Genomic DNA, 21275 nt, shown 5'->3' on the forward strand with positions numbered 1-21275 from the left:
TATTGTTCAATATCGATTATGATTGAGCATTATTTTCACAATCAAGAAATTTAATGCTCATTGCAGTAACTTATATAAATATATTTTATGCAAAAAATGATAATTCGCGTTCTGTTGGTAGAAGATAGTCCTAGTGATGCCAAACTATTACATCAAGTATTTGCTCATACAGTTCAACATAAACTAGAAATGCTGCATGTTGAACAATTATCTGAAGCGATAAATTTAAGTTTATCAGAGAATAATTCTAAAGTAAATGAGTTGGAGAAGATAAATCCCCGAAGAGAAAAATTTGATGTCGTTTTGTTAGATTTGGGACTACCAGATTCTTTTGGGCTAGAGACTTTGAAGACATATCGAGCCGCAGTTCCAGATATTCCTGTAGTGATTTTAACAGGAATTGATGATGAAGAATTAGCAATGCAGGCTTTAGCAGAAGGCGCTCAAGATTATTTAGTCAAAGACCAAATTACTATCCAAAGGTTAGTCCAGGCTATTCGCTATGCTATTGAACGAGAAGAAATTCTCAATAAGTTAAGAGAAAGTGAAGAAATTAGCCGTCAAGCGTTAGCAAAAGAACAACAACTTAATGAGCTAAAGTCTAATTTTGTGGCGATGGTTTCCCATGAGTTTCGTAACCCGATGACTACAATTAGAACTGCTATAGATATTTTGCAAAATCAAAATAATATGGATGAGGCACGAAGAAATATTTATTTCGAGCGTGTGCAAGATGCTCTCAATCACATGTTGCAGTTATTAGATGAAGTTTTATTTCTGAGTAAAAGTGAAACTGCCAAATTAGCGTATAAACCTGCGCCTTTAAATTTGATTAGCTTTTGTCAAGAAATTACAGAAGTAATGCAAATGAAAGCGGCAGGACAGAAAAATATTATTTTTAATTATGCAGGAGAATGTAATTTAATTTATATGGATGAGGAATTAATTTATTGTATTTTGACTAATTTAATTTCCAATGCTGTGAAATATTCTCCGCCACAAAGTCATATTTGGTTTAATTTAACTTTGGAAGATGATATGGCAATTTTTCAGGTTAAAGATGAGGGCATAGGTATTCCAGAAACCGACCAAGTTAACTTATTTCAAACTTTTTACAGGGCGAGTAATGCGCGGAGAATTCAAGGAACAGGTTTAGGGCTGGCGATGGTGAAACAGTGTGTAGACTTACATGGTGGTGAAATTAGCTTAGAAAGTCAACAAGATGTGGGGACTACGGTAATAGTTAAACTGCCTTTAAATTACAGTGGTGAGAGTGAATAGTCGGAAAAAGAGACTTTATTTAGAGAGACAAGGTACACAAGGGAGATAGATGTTTGTAAATCATTTAGGATTGCGATAGAGATGAATAAAAATTCAAATAGCTGAAGAGCCGCTAAAATAGTTATAGGCAAAGTTTATAGTTAAACAAGCCAGTACATAAATAATGGTAAACAGCTTTATATTCTCACAAGAAACAATTGCAAGCATTCAAAAGAACATAGAAACACTTGAGAAATGCCTGAATGAACCAGATCCGCGAGATGAAACAATAGCAGCATTATACGAGTTCGCAAATAGTCGGCAAATATCTCTAAGTCAAATTCAGGAAGAGTTGACGCGGCTACAGAGCAAACTCAGCAAATTGAGTCATCTTGGTGATGTATTAAAGGAACAAGTACAGCAAGGACAATTACTAGTTTTGATTTTTGTGAAATATAATCTTCTATTTAAAGAAATTTTTGATCAATTCTCAGATTTAATTTTTTTTAAACAAGGAAAGATAATTTTGGCCAATCTCATTACAGATGCTGAAAATTTATACAGGTTAATTAAAAATGAAGCTGAATCTGAATTTTATAACCATAATGAAAAATATATTCTTGAAGAAAGTATAAAATATGCAATACAAGCCTTAATCAAAGCTGGTTTACTAATCAACATACTAGCTGAAGAGAAATTAAAAAATTTGGCTTTGGAAGATATTACTCCCAAGGAATCAGAGGCTATGCTAATTTCTTTGGCATCTACGAAAAAATGGGATTGGGTGTACAGAAATCTTGCATAGTCCTAAATTTATTGAAAAACAAGATGTTTTAAGTATACATAGTAAGCAGATTAATTTATATGGTGGCTCATTGGGTCTACGCGATGAAGGCTTGCTAGATTCGGCTATTTATCAACCCCAAGCCACTTTTGCAGGTGAGCTTTTACATCCTACAATTGTTGAACAAGCGGCAGCATACTTGTTTCATATTACTCATAACCATGCTTTTGTAGATGGTAATAAGCGTACTGCTTTTGATGTGATGGTGACATTTTTGAATCTGAATGATTATGAATTGAATATGTCACCAGAACAAGCTTATGAATTAACAATGCAAGTTGCAGAAAATATGTTGAGTAAAGAAGAGCTAATTGAATTACTGAAAGATTATATTACAGAACTCATTTAAGCTATTCATGAAATTGGCATTTTCTAAACTGTCACGCCTTCTAACTCTTCATCAGTTAATTCATATAACTGACGCAACTTATCCAACTTATCTTGATCAGCTGCCCAAAAACCGCGCCCCGATGCTTCTAACATTCGGCTAATAATATTGCGGAAAGCTTCGGGGTTGGCTTGGCGTAATTTCTCAGCCATTTCTGGGTCTAAAGCGTAGGTATCTGCGGCTTGGTCATATACCCAATCATCTTTAAAATCAGCAGTACCACCCCAACCAATTAAGGCTGTCATCCGTTGCGAAATTTCAAACGCGCCGCCAGAACCTTGATTTGCCATCGCTTGCGCCCATTTGGGATTTAGCAATTTTGTGCGGTACTCCATCCGCAGCAAATCTTCTAGGTTGCGGGGGGTGGTGTCTTTAGAGAAACTTTCCACAAAGCTGGTAGTTACCTTTTTACCGCCTTGTTTTTCGGCTGCTTTTTTCAAACCGCCTGTATTGGCGTAATATTCCTGAATATCGGTTAAACCATATTCTACCGAATCGATTTCTTGGACGATGCGATCGCTTGTTTTCAACAACTGATTCAGCACCTCTGGTCTAGCTTGACCTTTATCTTGTCTGCCATAACTAAACACATTCCGACTTTGCCAAGTATTACCTAACTCTTCCCCAGATTCCCAATTACCATCAACAACCCTATCATTTACCAAAGAACCAAAATCACCCGCAGGATTAGAAAATAATCTCGCCGAAGCATTTTCTACACCTTGTGCCTTTAAAGCTAAAGCGTGTTTCCGAATAAAATTCTGTTCTTCCGACTCATCCGCCTCAGCCGCACGGAAAAACAAGTCATCCAACAATTCGATGATATTCACAAAACTATCGCGGAAAATTCCTGACAAATTACCCAACACATCAATGCGGGGATGTCCCACCTCAGCCAAAGGTTTCAATTCATAACGGACAATTCGGCCAGTACCTTCCTTCACAGGTTCAGCGCCAACCAACTCCAGCAGAATTCCTAACGACTCACCCTTAGTTTTAATTGCATCTAAACCCCACAACAACACCGCCACCGTCTCAGGATATTTCCCATGTTCTTGTAAATGCTGGGCGATAATTTTCTGGGCAATTTCCCTACCTCTTTCATACGCCGCAGGCGAAGGCATTCTATAAGGATCTAACGCATGAATATTCCTACCCGTTGGCAAAACACCCGCCCCATCACGCAGCAAATCACCACCAGGCGCAGGCGGAATATACTCACCATTTAACCCCCGCAAGAGATTAGTTAACTCATCAGTAGTCCTCTCCAGTAAACCTCTTATCTTTATCTCTTCCTCTTTGCGCCCTTCGCGTCTTTGCGGTTCGTTTCCAAAATAAGCCTCCAAATAAGCCGCCATCTCCTCCTCATTTGGTGCTTCACCTAATATATGCAACCCAGAAGAAAACAGCCGATTTTCTAAAACCTGCAAATATTCGTACAACTTCACCAGATAATCATCAAAAGCGTGACCACTAAACATTCTGATATTTTCTGGCGTAAAAGGAATGCCCAACTTTTTCGTATCCTCAAACGGACAATCGACATCCAAACCCGTATCAACAATCTTTTTACAAATCCCTTCCTTCAACACATAATTCTTTTTCGGATCTTCTCGATACTCCGCAATTAAATCGCGCAACGCCACCAATTCCTTATACAAACCTGCACGCCCATAAGGCGGTACATTGTGCGAAATTAACACACCATAACCGCGACGCTTCGCCAAAATTGATTCCGAAGGATTATTCGCTGCATATATATATAGATTAGGCAAATCACCTAACAAAATATCCGACCAAGAATAACCTGTATTTCCTAAAGGCGAACCCGGCAACCATTCCACTGTACCGTGCATTCCAAAGTGAACCACAGCATCAGCTTGCAACTCATTTTGCAACCATTTATAAAAAGCCGCATATTGAGGATGCGGAGTTAAATCGCGTTCAAACATTAACCGCATCGGGTCGCCTTGAATGCCTAACGGTGGTTGTACACCTATCCAGACATTTCCTAACTGCACTCCACCAATATGTAGTTCATCGCCATAAGTTTTAATCCCGCTACCTGTTAAAGATTTCCATTGTTTTTCAACGCGAGATGTGCGGAGATATCCTAACCATTTTTCTAATTTTCTTGCATTAACAGTATTGGCTGAATCAGGAAAAGGTTGATTTACTTCCCATCTTTCCATTTCTTCATCAGCTGCTTTCACTTGGCGAATTAATTCTTCCCCATCTTCTGGGATGTCGCCAACGTTATAACCTTGGTCTTTAAGTGCGTGAAGGAATTTAATTAGACTGCGAGGCACATTTAACAATGCAGCTGTGCCGGCTGCACCATAACCAGGAGGGAAACCATATAAAATAATGGCAATTTTCCGTTCCGATGCTGGTGTTTGGCGTAAAGCAACCCAGCTTTTGACTCTACCAATTAATCGCTGTACCCGTTCAGGAACCAGATAAATATTTTCGCCTACCAAACCGCCGAGGGGAACGGTATCAATTGCCCCATCGAGTTCTGGTAAAGCATATAAAACTACACTTTGTAAGCCGCCGACACCTTGGCGTGTCCAAGAATGGATATCTTGGATTAATAAGGGTGCGGCGACAATGTAGGGTACATTTTTCGCAGTCAGGATGCGCTTGGCTACTTCTACTTGCCGTCCTGCTTCCATTGAACCAGCCGGGCCACCCACTAAAGGAAAGCCAATGGTAGAAACTATGGCATCAACTTTAACTGCATCTGGGGAAAGTGAAGGGGTGTCAATATTATTTAGTTGGCGTTGTTGCTGTTCGTAGTCGGTTGTCATCCAGTCACGTACTGCTACGTGTCCCTCTACGCCGTTGATGAAAATGGGTAAGGGAATTAACCCAGCTGCTTCAAAGCGGCGAATTAGTTGGGGAATATATGGTTGTTTGGTGATGACGTGTTTGCGGTAAAGCAAAATTCCCACAATTGGGGAGTGGGGAGTGGTGGTTCGGCTCCGCTCACCAACCGGGAGTGGGGATTGGGTATTTTTCTTTCCTGTTCCCTTCTTCTCATACCATTCCAAGTATGCTTTTGGCGTTTCAAAAAACCCTTGATAGCCGGGATGGAGTAATCCCATGTTGGGGGTTTCGACTGGTGGGGGAATGTCGCCAATTTTTAAGCCTAAATATTTTTCGGCTAATGTCCAGAATAAAGAAGCGACGTTTTCGGGGCCGCCAGCATTCCAGTAACCATAGATAATTAACCAGTTGCGTAAGTCTTGGACTTTCTGCACTGGAACGAATTTTAAAAGTTTCGGGCCGATTTTTAAGAAACTGATGTAACCTGCGAGTTTGTCTTCTTCGCGTCCGTTGCTGAATTTGTCGAGGATGAATTTAACTGGTTTGGGCATTCCTTTTGGTTTGTCACCAATGGCAAAGTCTCCCAATTTGGTTAAACTCATCAATTCCAAGGCTGACTCAAACACAAGCCGGATGGGAACTTGAGCAAGGCGATCGCGCAACCACACAACTTGGTCATAATCAAATAATAAGCTGCCAAAAAATACCTCAGCGCCATCTAGTGCTGTTTCTACTTCCGCACGCTTACTGATAATATCGCGATCGCTAAACACGCGAATGTCTAAATCAGGACAGCGAGATTCAGCCACAGCAGCCGCTTTCCTGTATAAGTCAGCGTTGAACGATTCAAACCCAGCAATTAAGACGATCCGTTTCATGCCCGTAAGCTACGCAATATTTCTTTACTTAAATTCTAATCGTGGTTGCAGCTTGATTGTGAAACATCTGTCTTGAGTTCACCAATTAACCGAGAGTTGGTCTTTAGAGTCAAGGTAATCACTATTTTGCACCCAAACACCAATCTGGCATTTTGGCAGATTTCCTCAAGTCTAAGTTGGTATGGTGATATCCGCGAATGTCTTTATGCGACAATTACCGACTTGCAGAATCCCTCGGCTAACTACCGGGGGGCTTTTTTTTGGTTTGACTATCCAGTAAGGAAGCTCATATTGACTTAAATGTAAATTTAAGTTTAGGGATTTGGCAATTTTTTAAGCGATTGCTAATTACTTCTGTAACTTCACGATAAGACATATTGTCTTTGGGGCCTATTGGTAGTTCAGCTTTCCATCTTCCATTGATAGTTACAGATAAAAATAAAGGCTTTAAAGTTTTCTTAGGAGAAATATATAGCAATCCTAAATGATACATGAGAGTTCAATAAGCCTCAAATGCTTATAAAACAAGGATTTTTGTCTACGTATTTTCTCACAATTGGGGTAGGATTGCTATAGTATTTTTTTAAATAACCTTCAGTTTCAGACAGGCTTACTTTCGCAAAATCACATAAATAATTTTCAAATAATAACCAAAATGCTCTATTTACATGAAAAGCAAGGTAAACATCTATATAAGGGAGATTAGCATTTTGGTAAAATGCTCCTTTCTTACCGTATATCATACTAGATGAATAAATAGATTGTCGTAAATCGCCATATAAGAAAGATTTAACATAGACAGTCATATTTTTATTTAGATGACTCTCATAGTAATTATTATCCTTTGGTATATCTTCCAAATACTTATCAACCTGATATTTGCTTAAGTCAAATCCCTGTTCTATTAATATTTCTTTTAAATACTCTTTTCTCTTAATAAGGTTTAACAACCTAACAGATAAACCAAGATTTATAGCAGCTTCATTTTTATGAGGAGGAAATTTTAATAATTTACTTTTATCTATACTTTCATTAAACAGTACTTTAACTAAATCTTCAGTGTATGGTTTTAACCTATTGATAGCCCTATGGCAAAGGTCTGTATACAAATACTGGTGGCTTATATTATCTTTTAAATACAAACCAGCAATATTATTCTGTAGACATTTCTCTTGTAGTATATTGAGAGAATCACTACTAATAGCTTTAATATGTATGCCTGCAAGTTGAGTCATTGTATAGTTTTGAATATATGATGTTACTTCTTGACGCACTACATATACTTCTATTGCAAATCCATTTACTAACAATCTTCTCAAAAGAAAATCACTGAGACGATAAGACCTTTTACTACCTTGGCAATTCCAGTTACCTGAAGAATTAATACTTTTACTAAAGACTTTTTTGAGAAATCTAATTGTGGTTGATATATCTTGAGATAATTTAAGCAATTCTGTTAAGTTTATACAGATATGTATCACTGATAGAGGTAAAACTGATTTATTAATCCTCCAGATATCCCTGTAATATTTAGAATATTCTATGAGTTTAATATCATCTTTTCTGGGAGGTTCGACACCTAATATAAATCCGTATGGAGCAATAGTAATGAGTGTCTTACGTAAAAGTGTTTCTGTAGGATGTAGCTTTTTACTATTAACTTCTGTTCCATTTAATTGAGGATGATAATGCCCAATACGTTGTTTCTCTATAATGTCGAGGTTTGATTCATTTACTAATTCATAGTAAATAGTAAATCGCCTATTACGCTGCCGTTTAAACTGATCAAGTCTATGATGGTTATCTCCTAACCAACGGTTATGTAAGTTTTTTGCCTGTCCTACATACCAAATCACATTACTTTCATCTACCACATAATATATCCCTGGTTGTTCGGGTAGTAATTCTCTGCTTCTTAGGGCTATATTGGGTAATTTGAGAATGTATTCGTCTGCATTCATGGTTCTGTAGCTAATTACTGATGTCTCTACAGTTAAGATTCCCCAATAGATGAGCTAACAAACGTAAATTTCTCTAAATGGTCTCTAAATCATTACCAATTTTGTAAATTTAATATTTATTTCACAAATAAAATTACATTTTCCTGTTGTTTTACTGCTAATGTTTAACTATTTTTATGTAGGTCTAAATAGTTAGAATGAAGAGCGATCGCTTGAATATCCATCTGGGCGATCGCTTGAAATTCTAGAGGAAATTATGTTGACTATTTATTATCAAATCATTTCATGCTACCAGTGAATGTAAAAAATAATAACTAACCATTAACCTGATTTAATCTTTTGATAATCAAGTTTATACCGTTGTAGGTTGAGAAAGGGTTTATAAATCTACTGATATCCGGCTGCTTGCAACAAGAATAACTTGGCGTAAATTCCCCCCGATTTCAGTAACTCTTCATGGGTACCTTGTTCCTTGACTTCGCCATGTTCAATCACCACAATTTTGTCAGCCATTCTGACAGTAGAAAAGCGGTGAGAAATCAAAAACACCATTTGATTTTCCGTCAAGGTACGAAAATGATTAAAAATTTCAAATTCAGCTTGAGCATCAATAGCCGATGTTGGTTCATCTAAAACTAAAATATCTGCTTGGGTACGCATAAAGGCACGAGCAAGAGCAATTTTTTGCCACTGTCCGCCAGATAATTCTTGTCCACCTTTAAACCAGCGTCCGAGTTGAGTTTGAAAGTTTTGAGGTAGTTTTTCAATAAAAGAATGGGCTAATCCTTTTTGGGCTGCAATTTGCCAACGATGTTTATCTTCGAGATTTTTAACGTCACCAACACCAATATTTTCACCCACTGTAAATTGATAACGCACAAAGTTTTGGAAAATCACACCAATGCGCCGCCGTAAAATATCAACATCCCATTCTTGTAAGTCCAAACCATCTAATAAAATCCGCCCGGAATCGGGTGTATAAAGTCGAGTCAGGAGTTTAATTAAAGTTGTTTTACCAGAACCATTTTCGCCCACAATTGCGAGTTTTTCCCCCGGTTGTAAATGTAGGGAGATATTTTTTAAAGCTGGTTTATTACTTCCAGGATAAGTAAAAGAGACATTCTCAAAGCGAATCCCATCTTGAGGAAACAAACCTTTGGTAGCGTAACCCCAAGGTTGAGTAACTTTTTCTTCTAAGAAGTCGTAGAGATTCGATAAATATAAGTTATCCTCGTACATCCCACCAATGGAAGTCAAAGCGTTAGAAAAAGTGGACTGTCCTTGACGAAATACGGTGAGATACATAGTCATATCTCCCAACGAAATTTTTCCCGCCACGGCTTCTAAAACTATCCATGCGTAGGCAATGTAAAAAGCAATGGTACTGACTAAACTTAACAGATATCCCCACAGTCCCCGACGCAGAGTTAAGTCTTTGTCTTCGCCGAAAAGTTGATGAAAAACTTCGCGGTAACGTGCTAACAGCATTTCTCCTAGCTGGTAGAGTTTGATTTCGGTTGCAAAGTCTTCCCGTGCTAAGAGATTTTCGATGTAGTGTTGTTGACGAGTTTCTGGCGCACGCCAACTAAATAAGCGAAAGGCTTCACCTGCAAATCTAGTTTCGGCAATGAACGCAGGCATGGCTGCTACAATTAAAACTATGACAGCCCAAATGGAAAACTTCACTAACAACACGCCGTAGGTAACGAGAGAAAGGGCGTTTTGGACTAAGCCAAATGTGCGGTTGACGAGAGAAAGGGGACGAACAGAGGCTTCGCGCCTAGCGTTGGTGAGTTTATCGTAAAATTCTGAGTCTTCAAACTGATGCAGTTCTAAAGTCAGGGCTTTTTCTAAGATGAGAACATTTACCCGTTGACCAAGTAAAACTCGCAGTAAAGATTGACAAATAAGCAACCCGCGCTGACTACCGGCTAATAAAATAACTGCGATCGCTTCTAAAGCAACATACCATAAAGGGTGATAACCAGTGACTACATTACCTTGCGCCGCCAATAATACAGCATCTACAATCAGTTTACCGATGTAGGCGATCGCAGCTGGTAAAAGTCCAGCCACTAAAGTTAACGTCGCCAAACTCAACGTCAAACCACGGCTGGTAGTCCACACTAAATTTATCGCCCGTCCACTGTAGCGAAAGACAGACAGAGATTGTCGCAGAGTGTTTCTTACTTTCTTAGTCCCCATTATTATTCTTATAGCGTAAAAACACCGAGTTGGGGTGATAAGTTAGATAGATTCACTTATAACAAATGACTCTAAACTCAACACAACGTATACTACTGATACATTCTGCCTGTAGCTTGATATGAGCCTGTGCATCAACCCCTTTTGTTCTAATCCACAAAACCCGGAGAATGATAATCACCGCTTTTGTCAAAGTTGTGGTTCCCAAATACTTCTAGAAGACCACTATCGGGTTATGCGCCTGTTAAGTGATAAAACTAGCTTTGGCAAAATCTATGAAGTTTACACCAGAAATACGCCCAAAATTCTCAAAGTTTTAAAAGAACACCTCAACGACCATTCTAAAGCAGTGGAACTTTTTCAGAAAGAAGCCAATGTTTTGAGTCAATTAAATCATCCAGGAATCCCCAAGATTGACGGTTATTTTCAATATCAAACCAGTCATGGATTCAAACTCCATTGTTTAGTAATGGAGAAAATTGATGGAGTTAATTTAGAAGAATGGTTACAACAACAAAGTTATCAACCGATTTCAGAAAAACAGGCGATCGCTTGGTTAAAGCAATTAGTTGAAATCTTAAATATAGTCCATAGTCAAGGCTGGTTTCATCGTGATATCAAACCAGCCAACATCATGCTGCGAAATAATGGTCAATTAGTGTTAATTGATTTCGGCACTGCGAGAGATGCTACCCATACTTATTTAGCCAAATTAGGCGAAGGTAATCGCATTACAGCAGTATTTTCAGCCGGGTATACTGCACCAGAACAAGCCAGTGGTCAAGCTGTCCCCCAATCAGATTTTTTCGCTATTGGTAGGACTTTTGTTTATTTACTCACGGCACAATATCCACTGAGATTTTACAACGCTCGTGAAGATGTTTTAAACTGGCGTTCATCTGCCAATGTGTCACCAAAATTTGCCGATTTCTTAGATAATTTAATGGCGAGAAAAGCCGCAGATAGGCCACAAACTGCGGAAATTATTTTACAGCAGCTAATCCAACTAGAACAGGCAACCATACCCAAAACCACCCAGACTTCTAGATTTCCTAGAATCATCACTTTTGCTACTCTCTTGTTTTTTGGCGGAGTATTGAGTTATGGTTTATTTCAATTACCAAAACTGCCATTTCTACATCATAACCAAATCGAGCATCTGCAACTAGATAAAACTCTTAACGCTCATACTAACTACGTTAAAACCCTAGCAATTACTCAAGATGGTAAAACTTTAGTGAGTGGGAGTAGTGATAAAACCATCAAATTTTGGAACTTAGCAGATAACAGTTTAATTCGAGAAATCTCGGCTCATAATAGTGGCGTAATTGCTTTGGCTATTAGTCCAGATGACCAAATTTTAGCCAGTAGTAGTAATGACCAGAGCATTAAAATTTGGAACTTGGCAACTGGGCAATTAATTCACAAGCTTAAGGGACATGAAGGTGCTGTTTGGTCAATAGCGATTACACCCGATGGACAAACTTTAGCTAGTGGTAGCGGTGATAAAACTATCAAGCTGTGGAACTTAAAAACTGGTCAGTTAATTAAGACTCTTCGTAGCCATACTAGTTCTGTAATGTCATTAGCAATTAGTCCTGATGGCAAAACATTAGTTAGTGGTAGTAATGATAAAACCATTAAATTTTGGGATTTAGCAACTGGTGAACTAATTCAGACAATTCCTGCTCATGATGATGCTGTGATTTCTCTCGCTATTAGTAGAGATGGACAGACTTTAGTCAGTAGTAGTAACGATAAAAACATTAAACTTTGGAATTTAGCAACAGGTGAATTAATTCAGACACTAACAGGTCATAACGCAGATGTTTTTGCTGTTGCCATTAGCCCAGATGGTAAAACTTTAGCCAGTGGTAGCGGTGATACCACAATTAAATTATGGAATTTGAGTGATGGTAAACTAATTAAGACATTGACGGGTCATACTACGACTGTTTATTCTGTAATTTTTAGCCCCGATTCCCAAACCTTAGTTAGTGGTAGTAGTGACAAAAGTATCAAAATTTGGCGAATGCAACGATGAAATATTTATGAGATAAACTCAACAGGAAATAATTAAATCAAGTTGAATAAATATATTCTGTAAAGTTTTTAAATCTCATGTTAATCTGGAAGATGAGATTTAAATTGGTGCATTCAATTTATTTTAGTAGCAATATAGGACTCATATTTGATTTCTGAAAAAAATCAGTACACCCACAAAATGCTCTTTTCTACTCCCCACTCCCAGCTTTTACAGATAATTTCAACAATCAAAGCGGATTCCTATAGGCTTATATCTTAGCTCCAAAACAACTTTTCGTTAATTATGTAAAATTATTTATGGAACCTAATAATTACAGAATTGAATACAAATTCCATTCAATCATCATTGCAGAGGAATCATTAAGCCGCAAAGCTTATTACTACAAGATTTATGGCGAACTGTGTCATAACAGTGGATTTGCTAATTCTGTTGAGGAAGCAGAAAAAGAAGCGAAAGAGAAAATTGATGAAAAATTTAATCTTATCGATAAAAAAGCAGCATTACACAGATATTCCGTAATGCGTGATTTTGAAAGCTTTGTTGAGACATTATTACATCAACAACCAGAAATTTCTCAAGAACTTGCTTATAACGTAGCTGCTCAATTAGCTTTAGCTTCAACTTTAAAATATTTTACTAAAGAAGTATTAAGCAGTGATGTCAAGGATTCAGGAACAGTAGATGCTGGTGGAGAACTCAACACAGATAACTTGCCACAATAAACTAAGATTCTATGGCAAATCAACATTCTGTATTTTCTGCCAGATGGCTGAAGAAAGAGAGATAGTACTTGTGTTACCTTAGTAATACTTGCAAAGCAAAGCAAAGTCGTTGAATAATTGAGAGGAAAAAATTATCGTAGTCCAAAAGCAGCTAATTAACTCGCAAATTAAGTCACCTCAAGTCTTCTTGATTGACCATGAAAATAATAATCGTGGTTTGATAGCCACTTCTGAGGCTCTCAGGTTAGCCGAAAGTGTTGAGCTTGACTTAGTAATAGTCTCCCAGAACGAAGATACTCCAGTAGCTAAGATTCTCAATTATGGCAAACTTCAGTATCAAAAGAAGAAACGCCAAAGTTCAAGTGCTAGACCTACTGTAAAAGAAGTTCGCTTCCGTCCGAATGTTGGTGCGGGTGATTATAATTTGCGTATTAGTCAAGCACTTCAGTGGTTAAGTAAAGGCGATTCAGTAAAATTTGCTATTCGTTTAAGGGGTCGAGAAAATCAATATCGTCAGCAGGCTGGGGATATGCTAGACCGTATTGTTAATGATTTGGGTCAAGCTGGTAAAGTCCAGTCCCTTGATAAACGCGCACTAGTTGTTCAAATTATGCCTGTTTAAAATATCTTCAGTGTTTTACTAGGTAAAGCATGAAACCGAAGTAGTTTTTTATGGTAGGTGCTGGTAGCACAGCAGATTCGATGTTGATGAAGTACAGCAACTGATTGAAAAAAGTAATGAGTAATGAGTAAGAAATTTACTTATTACTCATTACTCATGATGTGCCTCACTTACTTTAAAAGTGCTGTAAATTTAAGATAGTTGCTATCAGCACTATATAAGACCTAGAGAACGCTGAATGGCTTAGATACTACTCACACAAAAGTCAATATGAGCGCGAATAGCTCGCTCGTAAACTACAGTCTGCTGTGTGCGTATTCCTACAGCCTGATATACCAACTTAATTTCTGGGAAGTTACTCCAGTACATCAAAAAAATGTCTTTAGCAGGAGTAATGATTTCGTAATTATTCTCTTGTCTTTTTTTTCTAAGTTTACAATTATTTAGTTGTAATTTTTGTCTAAATAATTTTTCAAATTCGGGAATTAAGTTTTCAGTAGCTTCCATACTTGATACACCTGGTAATTGGTTATTTGGAAAAACACGATTCTCGATTCTGGAATGTTAGTGGATATGACATTCAGCCATCTAATATTAAAGGTTTTTCCTTTTGACTTGTTGTACTAGTACTGGTCGTGGTTGTATAAGACTACATATCTCTAAAGAATACCTGAGAAAAATTTAATCAATAAAATGCTTCTATATTATGGCGAAAAGCAATTAAAGCGTGCTGACCTTGCTCTTGTTTGAGGACACAAAGGATTGCATCTGATGTTTCTAATGAAACTATGGTCTTGATTTCGATATTAGTGTTGTAGCCTGCTAAGTCTGCCAAGCGTCTTCCGTGACCGCCTTCACCTTGCACTTGATTAATTGTATAGCCACTGACGTTATGGCTTTTGAGAAGCTTCACAATCCGGTCTTTCAGGACAGTTTCACCAATAATAGTAACTAAAACAGCAGGCTCAACGGGAGGGGTTGAGTTTGACATAGAGAACTCCAGAAATTAGATTTTATACCAAATTGGAGAATGATTGCGACAAATGGATTGCCCAAAAGCTTACCAGTAAACACTTTCTCAATCCAAAATCTAAAATCCAAAATGGTATTAGCTGATTTTCCAGCCCAGTTTTGTATTAAAAAGGCTCAAGCATTTCTGCCTAAGCCGGTAATAAATGCAATTCGGATGCTGGATTAATGGGTTAGCTGCAAGAGCTAATTTGATAAAGCCTTAGTAGCGATTTCTACCACCGTAGCCCCCGCCACCACGATTACCACCGCCAAATGAACCTCTATCTTCTTTTGGTTTAGCTTTATTTACTTTGAGGTCGCGTCCCATCCATTCAGCGCCATCAAGGGCTTCAATAGCTGCTGTTTCTTCAGCATCTGTACCCATTTCCACAAAACCAAAACCACGCATCCGACCTGTTTCACGGTCTGTAGGTAACTGGATACGCTTGACTGAGCCATATTCTGCAAAAACAGCACTCAGACTATCTTCTGTAACTTCATAAGAAAGATTGCCTACATAAACTGACATAGATTGTCTCCGAAATCATAGATGTGTAGAGATTTAGGTTTCGGAGAAAAGTCTGTAAATACCAAAAGGAAAAAGCCTGTCAATAATAAAAACAAACGCGGTCGCCGAATTAACTCTCACTTCCTAGTATGACATAGCAAGCAGTGATGAGGGGTGAGTTAATAAAAGTGTTATATAAAGTTATGTAAGCAATGGATGACTCCGTGTAGGTGATGAAATTTGGTGCTGGGGACGGCTAGGTTTACCTAACTATTCAGGCTGATCTTTAGCAGGTAGAGCTTTTCGCAGTACTATATAATCGCAAAGCTATCTCTCCAAAGGTAGATTGACAATGATCTCTAGACGACAAACCTTAGTTAAATCTGATATTCAACTTTCTTATTTAGAGTGGAATCAAGGTCAAGAACCTTTGTTGTTGTTACATGGTTTAGGCGACCATGCACTTGTTTGGTCTAGCTTGGGCGCATATTTAGCGACAGATTACCACATAGTTGCGCCCGATATGCGCGGTCATGGTGAAAGCAGCAAACCAGAAAAAGATTATAGCTTTGAAAGTGCGATCGCTGACCTCGAAGCCCTCATGGATAAATTGGGATGGTCTTCCGCCCATGTAGTAAGTCATTCCTGGACTGGTAAATTAGCTGTAATCTGGGCTAGGCAAAACCCCCAGCGAGTGCGGAGTATGGTTTTGGTTGACCCGATTTTCATCTGGAAAATGCCCGAATTCTTCAAGGCGACTTTTCCCTTCTTGTACCGCTTTTTATCCTTTCTCAAAGGGATGGGGCCATTTGCTAGTTATGTTGAAGCCGAACAAATCGCCCGACAATTAAACCAATATCAAGGTTGGAACGAACTACAACAGCAGGTATTTCAAGGGGGAATCGAACAAAAACCCGATGGGAGTTGGGGTAGTAAGTTCACCATAGCCGCCCGTGATGGCATTTTTGAAGATGTGATGCGCGTACCGGGCTTTATCAACCCCATCGATACACCCGCCTTGTTTGTCAAGTCCGATAAAGGTCTCAACCGCCAAGAATGGCAATTAAAACCCTATAAAAACAATCTGAAAAACTTACGCCTGTGTCAAGTTCCGGGAAATCATTGGCCTTTTCTGACTGAACCCGACTCATTTAACCGGACTGTGGCTGCTTTTTTAGCAGAGTGTAAATGAGTAATTTGTCATTGGTCATTGGTCATTAGTCATTTGTCAAAATTTCTGGACTTTTGACTTTTGACTTTTGACTTCTGACTTCTGACTTTTGACTTCCCATGAGCCTTTGTATAAATCCAGTTTGTCCTAAACCGAACAATCAAGATAACGATAAACACCGCTTCTGTCAAAGTTGTGGTTCTCCGTTAGAATTACCGGGGCGTTACCGTGTCATTCGCTTGTTGAGTGACAAAACTGGCTTTGGCAAAGTCTATGAAGCACACACCAACGATACGCCAAACATCCTCAAGGTACTGCGCGAGGAACTGTCAAATGACGCAGCAGCTATTAAGATTTTTCAACAAGAAGCGACTGTTTTAGGTCAATTACATCATCCCGGAATTCCTAAAGTTGATGGTTATTTTCAATATCAAACGCGCGATGGTTTGATATTACACTGCACAGCGATGGAAAAAATCGATGGTTGGGATTTAGAACAGTGGATGAATCAACAACAATATCGTCCTATTTCTCAAACCCAAGCTATTGCATGGTTGCAACAATTAGCCGAAATTTTAAATTTGGTACACAGCAAACAATATCTGCATCAAGATATTAAACCATCTCATATTAAACTGCGGTCTAATGGGCAATTAGTTTTAGTTGATTTCGGCACATCGCAAGCAGTCAGCAGGCAATATCTGGCGCAATTTAATCATGGTGGTGAAATGACATCAATTATTTCATCGGGCTATGGTGCATTAGAACAAATGCAAGGTCAAGCCGTACCACAATCAGATTTTTTTGCCTTGGGACGCACCTTTGCATTTTTATTAACCGGGCGACATCCTTTAGATATGTATGATGCACGGAAAAATTTGCTGCAATGGCGCAATTTTGCCTCTCATGTCTCACCAGGTTTATTAGATTTAGTTGACTGGTTAATGGCAACTCAAATTACAGACAGACCCAAAAATGCTCAAGAGATATTGCAGCAGTTGGGAGAAATTGAACAACAGTATGTTCAGTTAAATTTAACTAGTAATCTACAAGAAAAATATTTTTCTCCTACAGTTGCCAAAACAGAAATAGGAGATAAGCTGCCTTTAATTGCATTTTTAGCAGCATTAATGGTGTCATTAAGTGTAATTAGTGTCATGGCTTTGGGGATGCGATCGCCTAAAATTTCTACCCTCATTACCCAAACCCAAGCCCCTGAAGCAAAAGGTAAAATCGAGTTTTTTGGTTATCAAGAAGGTAGAGATAGTCAAGGTAAAACCGCAGAATTTAGCATTGCTATTTTATCAACAGAATATAAATGGCTGTTAAATAGCAGTTTCCAAATTAAATATAATGACCAAGTTGTAAGTGTTGATTTTTTAAAGTTAAATCTTGAACAAGAAGGTATTCAGAAAATTATGGAATACCCTACAGAAATTATTTCTGTGGGGACAGCAACTTGTGAAGGTAATTTAGTTGTTGCCCAACGTCTCGCCCTCGAACGTGCCAAGCAACTGCAATTATTATCCCAAAAATTATTTAAAAATACATCCAGTGTCAAAGGTTATCGTTTATTAAATCTTGGTCAATTTCAGCGCGGTAAATGCCCATCTAATCAAGATATAACAGATTATCAAAGCAGTATTATCATTATTGGGATACGCAAGAAATCTAAAGGGGTAATTGTTGATGAAGCTCTTAGATATCGGTTAATCAATCAGCCCTTCGCTGATTTTAAATTAGATGATTATTCCTTGGGATCAGTTGATAAATTTACAACTATTCCCCAACCTATATTAATTAGAGGTAGAGCAGCCAATAAGTGGTAGGTTTTCAACACTCAAGCTCTACTCGCCAAAGCAGACTTTTTTTGACAATTGCCGTTTACTAGCAGAAGTGATACAACAAAGTAGCTAAGTAGTTCTGTAAAACCTAGAAAATATCAATATTTGAGTTATGGCAGAGTATCAAAAAATTGAGTATCGCATTGGTAAAGACGGCAAAATTACCGAGACTGTGATTAATGGTTCTGGTGTAAGTTGTACCAATGCAACATCGGGAATTGAGGGTGCTTTAGGAGAGGTAGAAAGCCAAGAACTGCTTCCTGAATATTACGAAGGAGAAGAAAACTTTACAGGAACAGAACAACAGTCTCTCAAGCAAAAATAGGAGGGGCGGAAATGATTGCAGATATCCAAGATATCGGAATGTTTTCTGTAGAAAGCTTGGTTGTGATGGCGATCGCAACTTTTTCGCCACTGTTGATAATTCTAATGATCAATGGTGCGAAAATCCTGCAACTCAACAAACAATCTCAAATTCAACTCCTAGAAGCTGAAATCCTCATCTGGCAAGATAAATACTCAGAATTAGCCCAAAAACTAGCCCAAATTACTGCTGAAAAAGAAGCACTACACCAAGAAGGCTTGCGACTGCATCAAGAATTGCAACAGCAGCAACTTCGACTCACCGAAGAGTTGCGCGTTACCACCTTTGAACAATTGCAGACATTACTAACCAACTATCCCAGCATTCATCAAATGGTGAGTGTGAAACCCGAATTACCTGCAAAAAATCTGCTTTCCATGTTTACCCCTCTAGATAACCTCCTTGGTAAATGGGGTTACGAACTCATTGGTAAACCTTGGGAACAAGTACCTTATAACTCCCAACTTCATCAACCAGACAAAGCTGATATTACTGAAGGTGAATTGGTTTACATCCGATTTGTCGGCTATCAGCATCAAGGGAGAATTCTTTGCCCTGCTAAGGTGAGTCGGACTTTGCCGGGGGGGAGGTGAAGAGAGGGGGATGAGGGAGACAAGGGGGACAAGGGAGACGAGGGGGATAAGTCTGTAACAATGACCAATGACAAATGACTAATAACTAATGACTACAGTAATAATTGACTTTGGTACGAGTAATACTGTTGTTTGTACCACGGATTTGATTACCCAAAGACCGCGGACTTTGCGATTTGAGGGGATGTCGCGGCGGTTTGAGGTGGGGACGGAACAGGTAAGTGTTGTACCAAGTTTGGTGTTTGTTGAGGGACAAAATAGCATTTTGTTTGGTGAAGCGGTACGCGCTAAACGCTTGGGATTTGCCCAGCCGGAACGCTGTTTTCGGGCTTTTAAACGAGACTTAGCGGCGGATTTTGTCCCGCCTCCACGACTGTTGGATGGTAATAGTTATAGTGCAGAGATCATTTCAGAATTGTTTTTGAAGGAGATTTGGCAGCAAGTTGAACAGCAGTTGCAGCCAAGTCACGTTATTTTTACCGTTCCTGTGGGTGCATTTGAAAGGTATCTTGATTGGTTTCGGGATTTGGGCGATAAACTCAATATGCCGACAGTACAAATTGTGGATGAATCAACAGCCGCCGCCCTTGGTTATGCCGTCAAGCGTCCTGGTAGTGTGGTTTTGGTGGTGGATTTTGGTGGCGGAACTCTGGATTTAAGTTTAGTGCGGACTGTGAGTGTTGCAGCCGAACAGCAAGCCATACGCGCGGAAGTTCTCGCCAAGTCGGATGCTTTTATTGGCGGTGTCGATATTGATACTTGGATTGTAGAACATTATTTACACAAAATCGGTTCTTCCCGTGAGGAAGTCGGGGAAATCGGTTTTATGAATTTATTGGAAGTAGCAGAAAGGGTAAAAATTCAACTTTCAGCAACAGATTTAGCCAAGGAAGCTTGGTTTGATGATGAAAATTTCATGTCCCATGAATTGCAGTTACATCGGGAAGAGTTAGGCGAAATTTTAGAAAATCAACAATTATTAGAACAGTTAAGACAAGCCATCGATGAAGTATTAGCGATCGCACTTACTAAAGGTATCAGTAAATCATCTATAGAACAAGTGTTACTTGTCGGCGGTACTTGTCAAATCCCCGCCATTCAACAATTAGTAATTTCTTATTTTGGTAGACAAAAAGTCAAGTTAGATAAACCCTTTGAAGCTGTCGCACATGGCGCATTAGCATTAAGCAAAATGACAGCCATTGATGATTATCTCCGCCACAGTTACGCGATTCGCCTTTGGGAACCCCACAGTAAAACTTATTCTTATTTGACTTTAATTGAAAAAGGAGCAAAATATCCAGGGGCGCGTTCTGAAGCTTTAACTTTGCAAGTAGCCACCGAAGGACAGCGAGAAATTCGCCTTGACATCGGTGAAGTAGCCGAAGTTTCCCAAGCGGAAGTTGCTTATGATGCACAAGGCAGAATGACGAGTAGTCACTTAATCAAACAAGATAGCTATCGTTCCCTAGAAACCCATCATCAACAAGTATGTGTCGCTTATCTTGAACCACCAGGACAAACCGGAATCGACAGAATCGAAGCGCAATTTGAAGTCAACGAACAACGGGTGTTAGTAGTAACAGTTAAGGATTTATTGACAGGTAAAATGTTAGTAAATAGAGGTGCGATCGCTAAACTCAAATAATCTCCTCTCTGCGCCTTGGCGGTTCGCGTTAAAATTGAATAGTAATTTAATGTGTAGCTGCAAACAAAAAAATATGACTCGTCCTCATCTTTTGCAAGAAGGGCAATCTTACACATTTCGCTCCTATTTTGAAATGCCTTATGAAGCAGACGAAATTTTAGCGGAATTGGGTTATAGTTTGCTAAAAACACGAATGGAGTTACCACGTAGCGATCGCAATTTAGAACGTTTGCCAGAATTACAACAGCGAATTGATGAATCTTTACCACTAGTACAGCAAGGCGGAAATAAGCAGACCATTAAAGAGCCAAAACTTTGCCCTTATAAGTCCACTGAAAAGGTTTAGCCATTGTTTGATTAAAGTAGTCGATAAACTGGAG

At 38.8% G+C, this 21275-nt stretch carries 18 protein-coding genes; 12 read left to right on the top strand and 6 right to left on the bottom strand.

Annotated features, from left to right (window positions below):
- The first annotated feature begins 87 nt into the window (after positions 1–87).
- From H6G28_RS32350 to H6G28_RS32360, 3 genes are all read left to right on the top strand, one after another.
- Positions 88–1281, top strand: a complete 1194-nt coding sequence (locus H6G28_RS32350) for a hybrid sensor histidine kinase/response regulator (protein WP_190677084.1) — start codon at positions 88–90, stop codon at positions 1279–1281.
- Positions 1282–1444: 163 nt separating this feature from the next.
- Complete coding sequence (locus tag H6G28_RS32355; protein WP_190593927.1) at positions 1445–2065, top strand: hypothetical protein; 621 nt, start codon at positions 1445–1447, stop codon at positions 2063–2065.
- The gene (locus H6G28_RS32360) at positions 2058–2453 is read left to right on the top strand and encodes a type II toxin-antitoxin system death-on-curing family toxin (RefSeq protein ID WP_190677086.1); all 396 of its coding nucleotides are present in this window, start codon (positions 2058–2060) and stop codon (positions 2451–2453) included. The genes H6G28_RS32355 and H6G28_RS32360 overlap by 8 nt, the downstream gene beginning before the upstream one ends.
- A gap of 23 nt (positions 2454–2476) precedes the next feature.
- Here H6G28_RS32360 and bchH read toward each other — a convergent pair whose 3' ends face one another.
- The 3 genes from bchH to H6G28_RS32375 form a co-directional block, all read right to left on the bottom strand.
- Positions 2477–6199: a magnesium chelatase subunit H gene (gene bchH / locus H6G28_RS32365; RefSeq protein WP_190677088.1), complete on the bottom strand. Its 3723-nt coding sequence runs from the start codon at positions 6197–6199 to the stop codon at positions 2477–2479.
- 509 nt (positions 6200–6708) lie between these two features.
- The gene (locus H6G28_RS32370; protein ID WP_190677090.1) at positions 6709–8160 is read right to left on the bottom strand and encodes a GIY-YIG nuclease family protein; all 1452 of its coding nucleotides are present in this window, start codon (positions 8158–8160) and stop codon (positions 6709–6711) included.
- Between the two features lie 387 nt (positions 8161–8547).
- A complete protein-coding gene (locus tag H6G28_RS32375; RefSeq protein ID WP_190593924.1) occupies positions 8548–10365 on the bottom strand; it encodes an ABC transporter ATP-binding protein in 1818 nt (605 codons plus the stop codon).
- Positions 10366–10486: 121 nt separating this feature from the next.
- On the opposite strand from H6G28_RS32375, the gene H6G28_RS32380 reads away from it, so the two are divergent.
- From H6G28_RS32380 to infC, 3 genes are all read left to right on the top strand, one after another.
- Entirely contained in the window at positions 10487–12409 is a 1923-nt protein-coding gene (locus H6G28_RS32380) for a WD40 repeat domain-containing serine/threonine-protein kinase (RefSeq protein ID WP_190677091.1), read from the top strand.
- Between the two features lie 299 nt (positions 12410–12708).
- Positions 12709–13134: a hypothetical protein gene (locus tag H6G28_RS32385; RefSeq protein WP_190593921.1), complete on the top strand. Its 426-nt coding sequence runs from the start codon at positions 12709–12711 to the stop codon at positions 13132–13134.
- Positions 13135–13288: 154 nt separating this feature from the next.
- Positions 13289–13756, top strand: coding sequence for a translation initiation factor IF-3 (gene infC / locus H6G28_RS32390; protein WP_313950033.1), 468 nt, complete (start codon positions 13289–13291; stop codon positions 13754–13756).
- Between the two features lie 243 nt (positions 13757–13999).
- Here infC and H6G28_RS32395 read toward each other — a convergent pair whose 3' ends face one another.
- The 3 genes from H6G28_RS32395 to rbp all read right to left on the bottom strand — a co-directional run bounded on the left by H6G28_RS32395 (position 14000) and on the right by rbp (position 15296).
- Positions 14000–14263 (bottom strand): hypothetical protein, encoded by a 264-nt coding sequence (locus H6G28_RS32395; protein WP_190593919.1) that lies wholly within the window; start codon positions 14261–14263, stop codon positions 14000–14002.
- Between the two features lie 178 nt (positions 14264–14441).
- Positions 14442–14747 (bottom strand): P-II family nitrogen regulator, encoded by a 306-nt coding sequence (locus H6G28_RS32400; RefSeq protein WP_190593917.1) that lies wholly within the window; start codon positions 14745–14747, stop codon positions 14442–14444.
- Between the two features lie 240 nt (positions 14748–14987).
- Positions 14988–15296 carry an RNA-binding regulator gene (gene rbp / locus H6G28_RS32405; protein WP_190593916.1) on the bottom strand — a complete coding sequence of 103 codons (309 nt, stop codon included), beginning with the start codon at positions 15294–15296 and terminating at the stop codon, positions 14988–14990.
- Positions 15297–15627: 331 nt separating this feature from the next.
- Between rbp and H6G28_RS32410 the strand changes: the two genes are divergently transcribed.
- The 6 genes from H6G28_RS32410 (at position 15628) to H6G28_RS32435 (ending at position 21241) form a co-directional block, all read left to right on the top strand.
- Positions 15628–16467 (top strand): alpha/beta fold hydrolase, encoded by an 840-nt coding sequence (locus H6G28_RS32410; RefSeq protein WP_199332992.1) that lies wholly within the window; start codon positions 15628–15630, stop codon positions 16465–16467.
- Between the two features lie 98 nt (positions 16468–16565).
- Positions 16566–18275: a serine/threonine protein kinase gene (locus H6G28_RS32415; RefSeq protein WP_190677093.1), complete on the top strand. Its 1710-nt coding sequence runs from the start codon at positions 16566–16568 to the stop codon at positions 18273–18275.
- Positions 18276–18402: 127 nt separating this feature from the next.
- Positions 18403–18615, top strand: coding sequence for a DUF2997 domain-containing protein (locus H6G28_RS32420; protein ID WP_190677095.1), 213 nt, complete (start codon positions 18403–18405; stop codon positions 18613–18615).
- Positions 18616–18626: 11 nt separating this feature from the next.
- The gene (locus H6G28_RS32425; RefSeq protein WP_242054708.1) at positions 18627–19247 is read left to right on the top strand and encodes a hypothetical protein; all 621 of its coding nucleotides are present in this window, start codon (positions 18627–18629) and stop codon (positions 19245–19247) included.
- Positions 19248–19335: 88 nt separating this feature from the next.
- Complete coding sequence (locus tag H6G28_RS32430; protein WP_190677097.1) at positions 19336–20895, top strand: Hsp70 family protein; 1560 nt, start codon at positions 19336–19338, stop codon at positions 20893–20895.
- A 73-nt stretch (positions 20896–20968) separates the two neighbouring features.
- Positions 20969–21241 carry a hypothetical protein gene (locus H6G28_RS32435; protein ID WP_242054709.1) on the top strand — a complete coding sequence of 91 codons (273 nt, stop codon included), beginning with the start codon at positions 20969–20971 and terminating at the stop codon, positions 21239–21241.
- Positions 21242–21275: the final 34 nt, after the last annotated feature.

The organism is Nostoc sp. FACHB-190 (assembly GCF_014696905.1).
In the GTDB taxonomy this organism is placed as follows: Bacteria; Cyanobacteriota; Cyanobacteriia; order Cyanobacteriales; family Nostocaceae; genus Nostoc_B.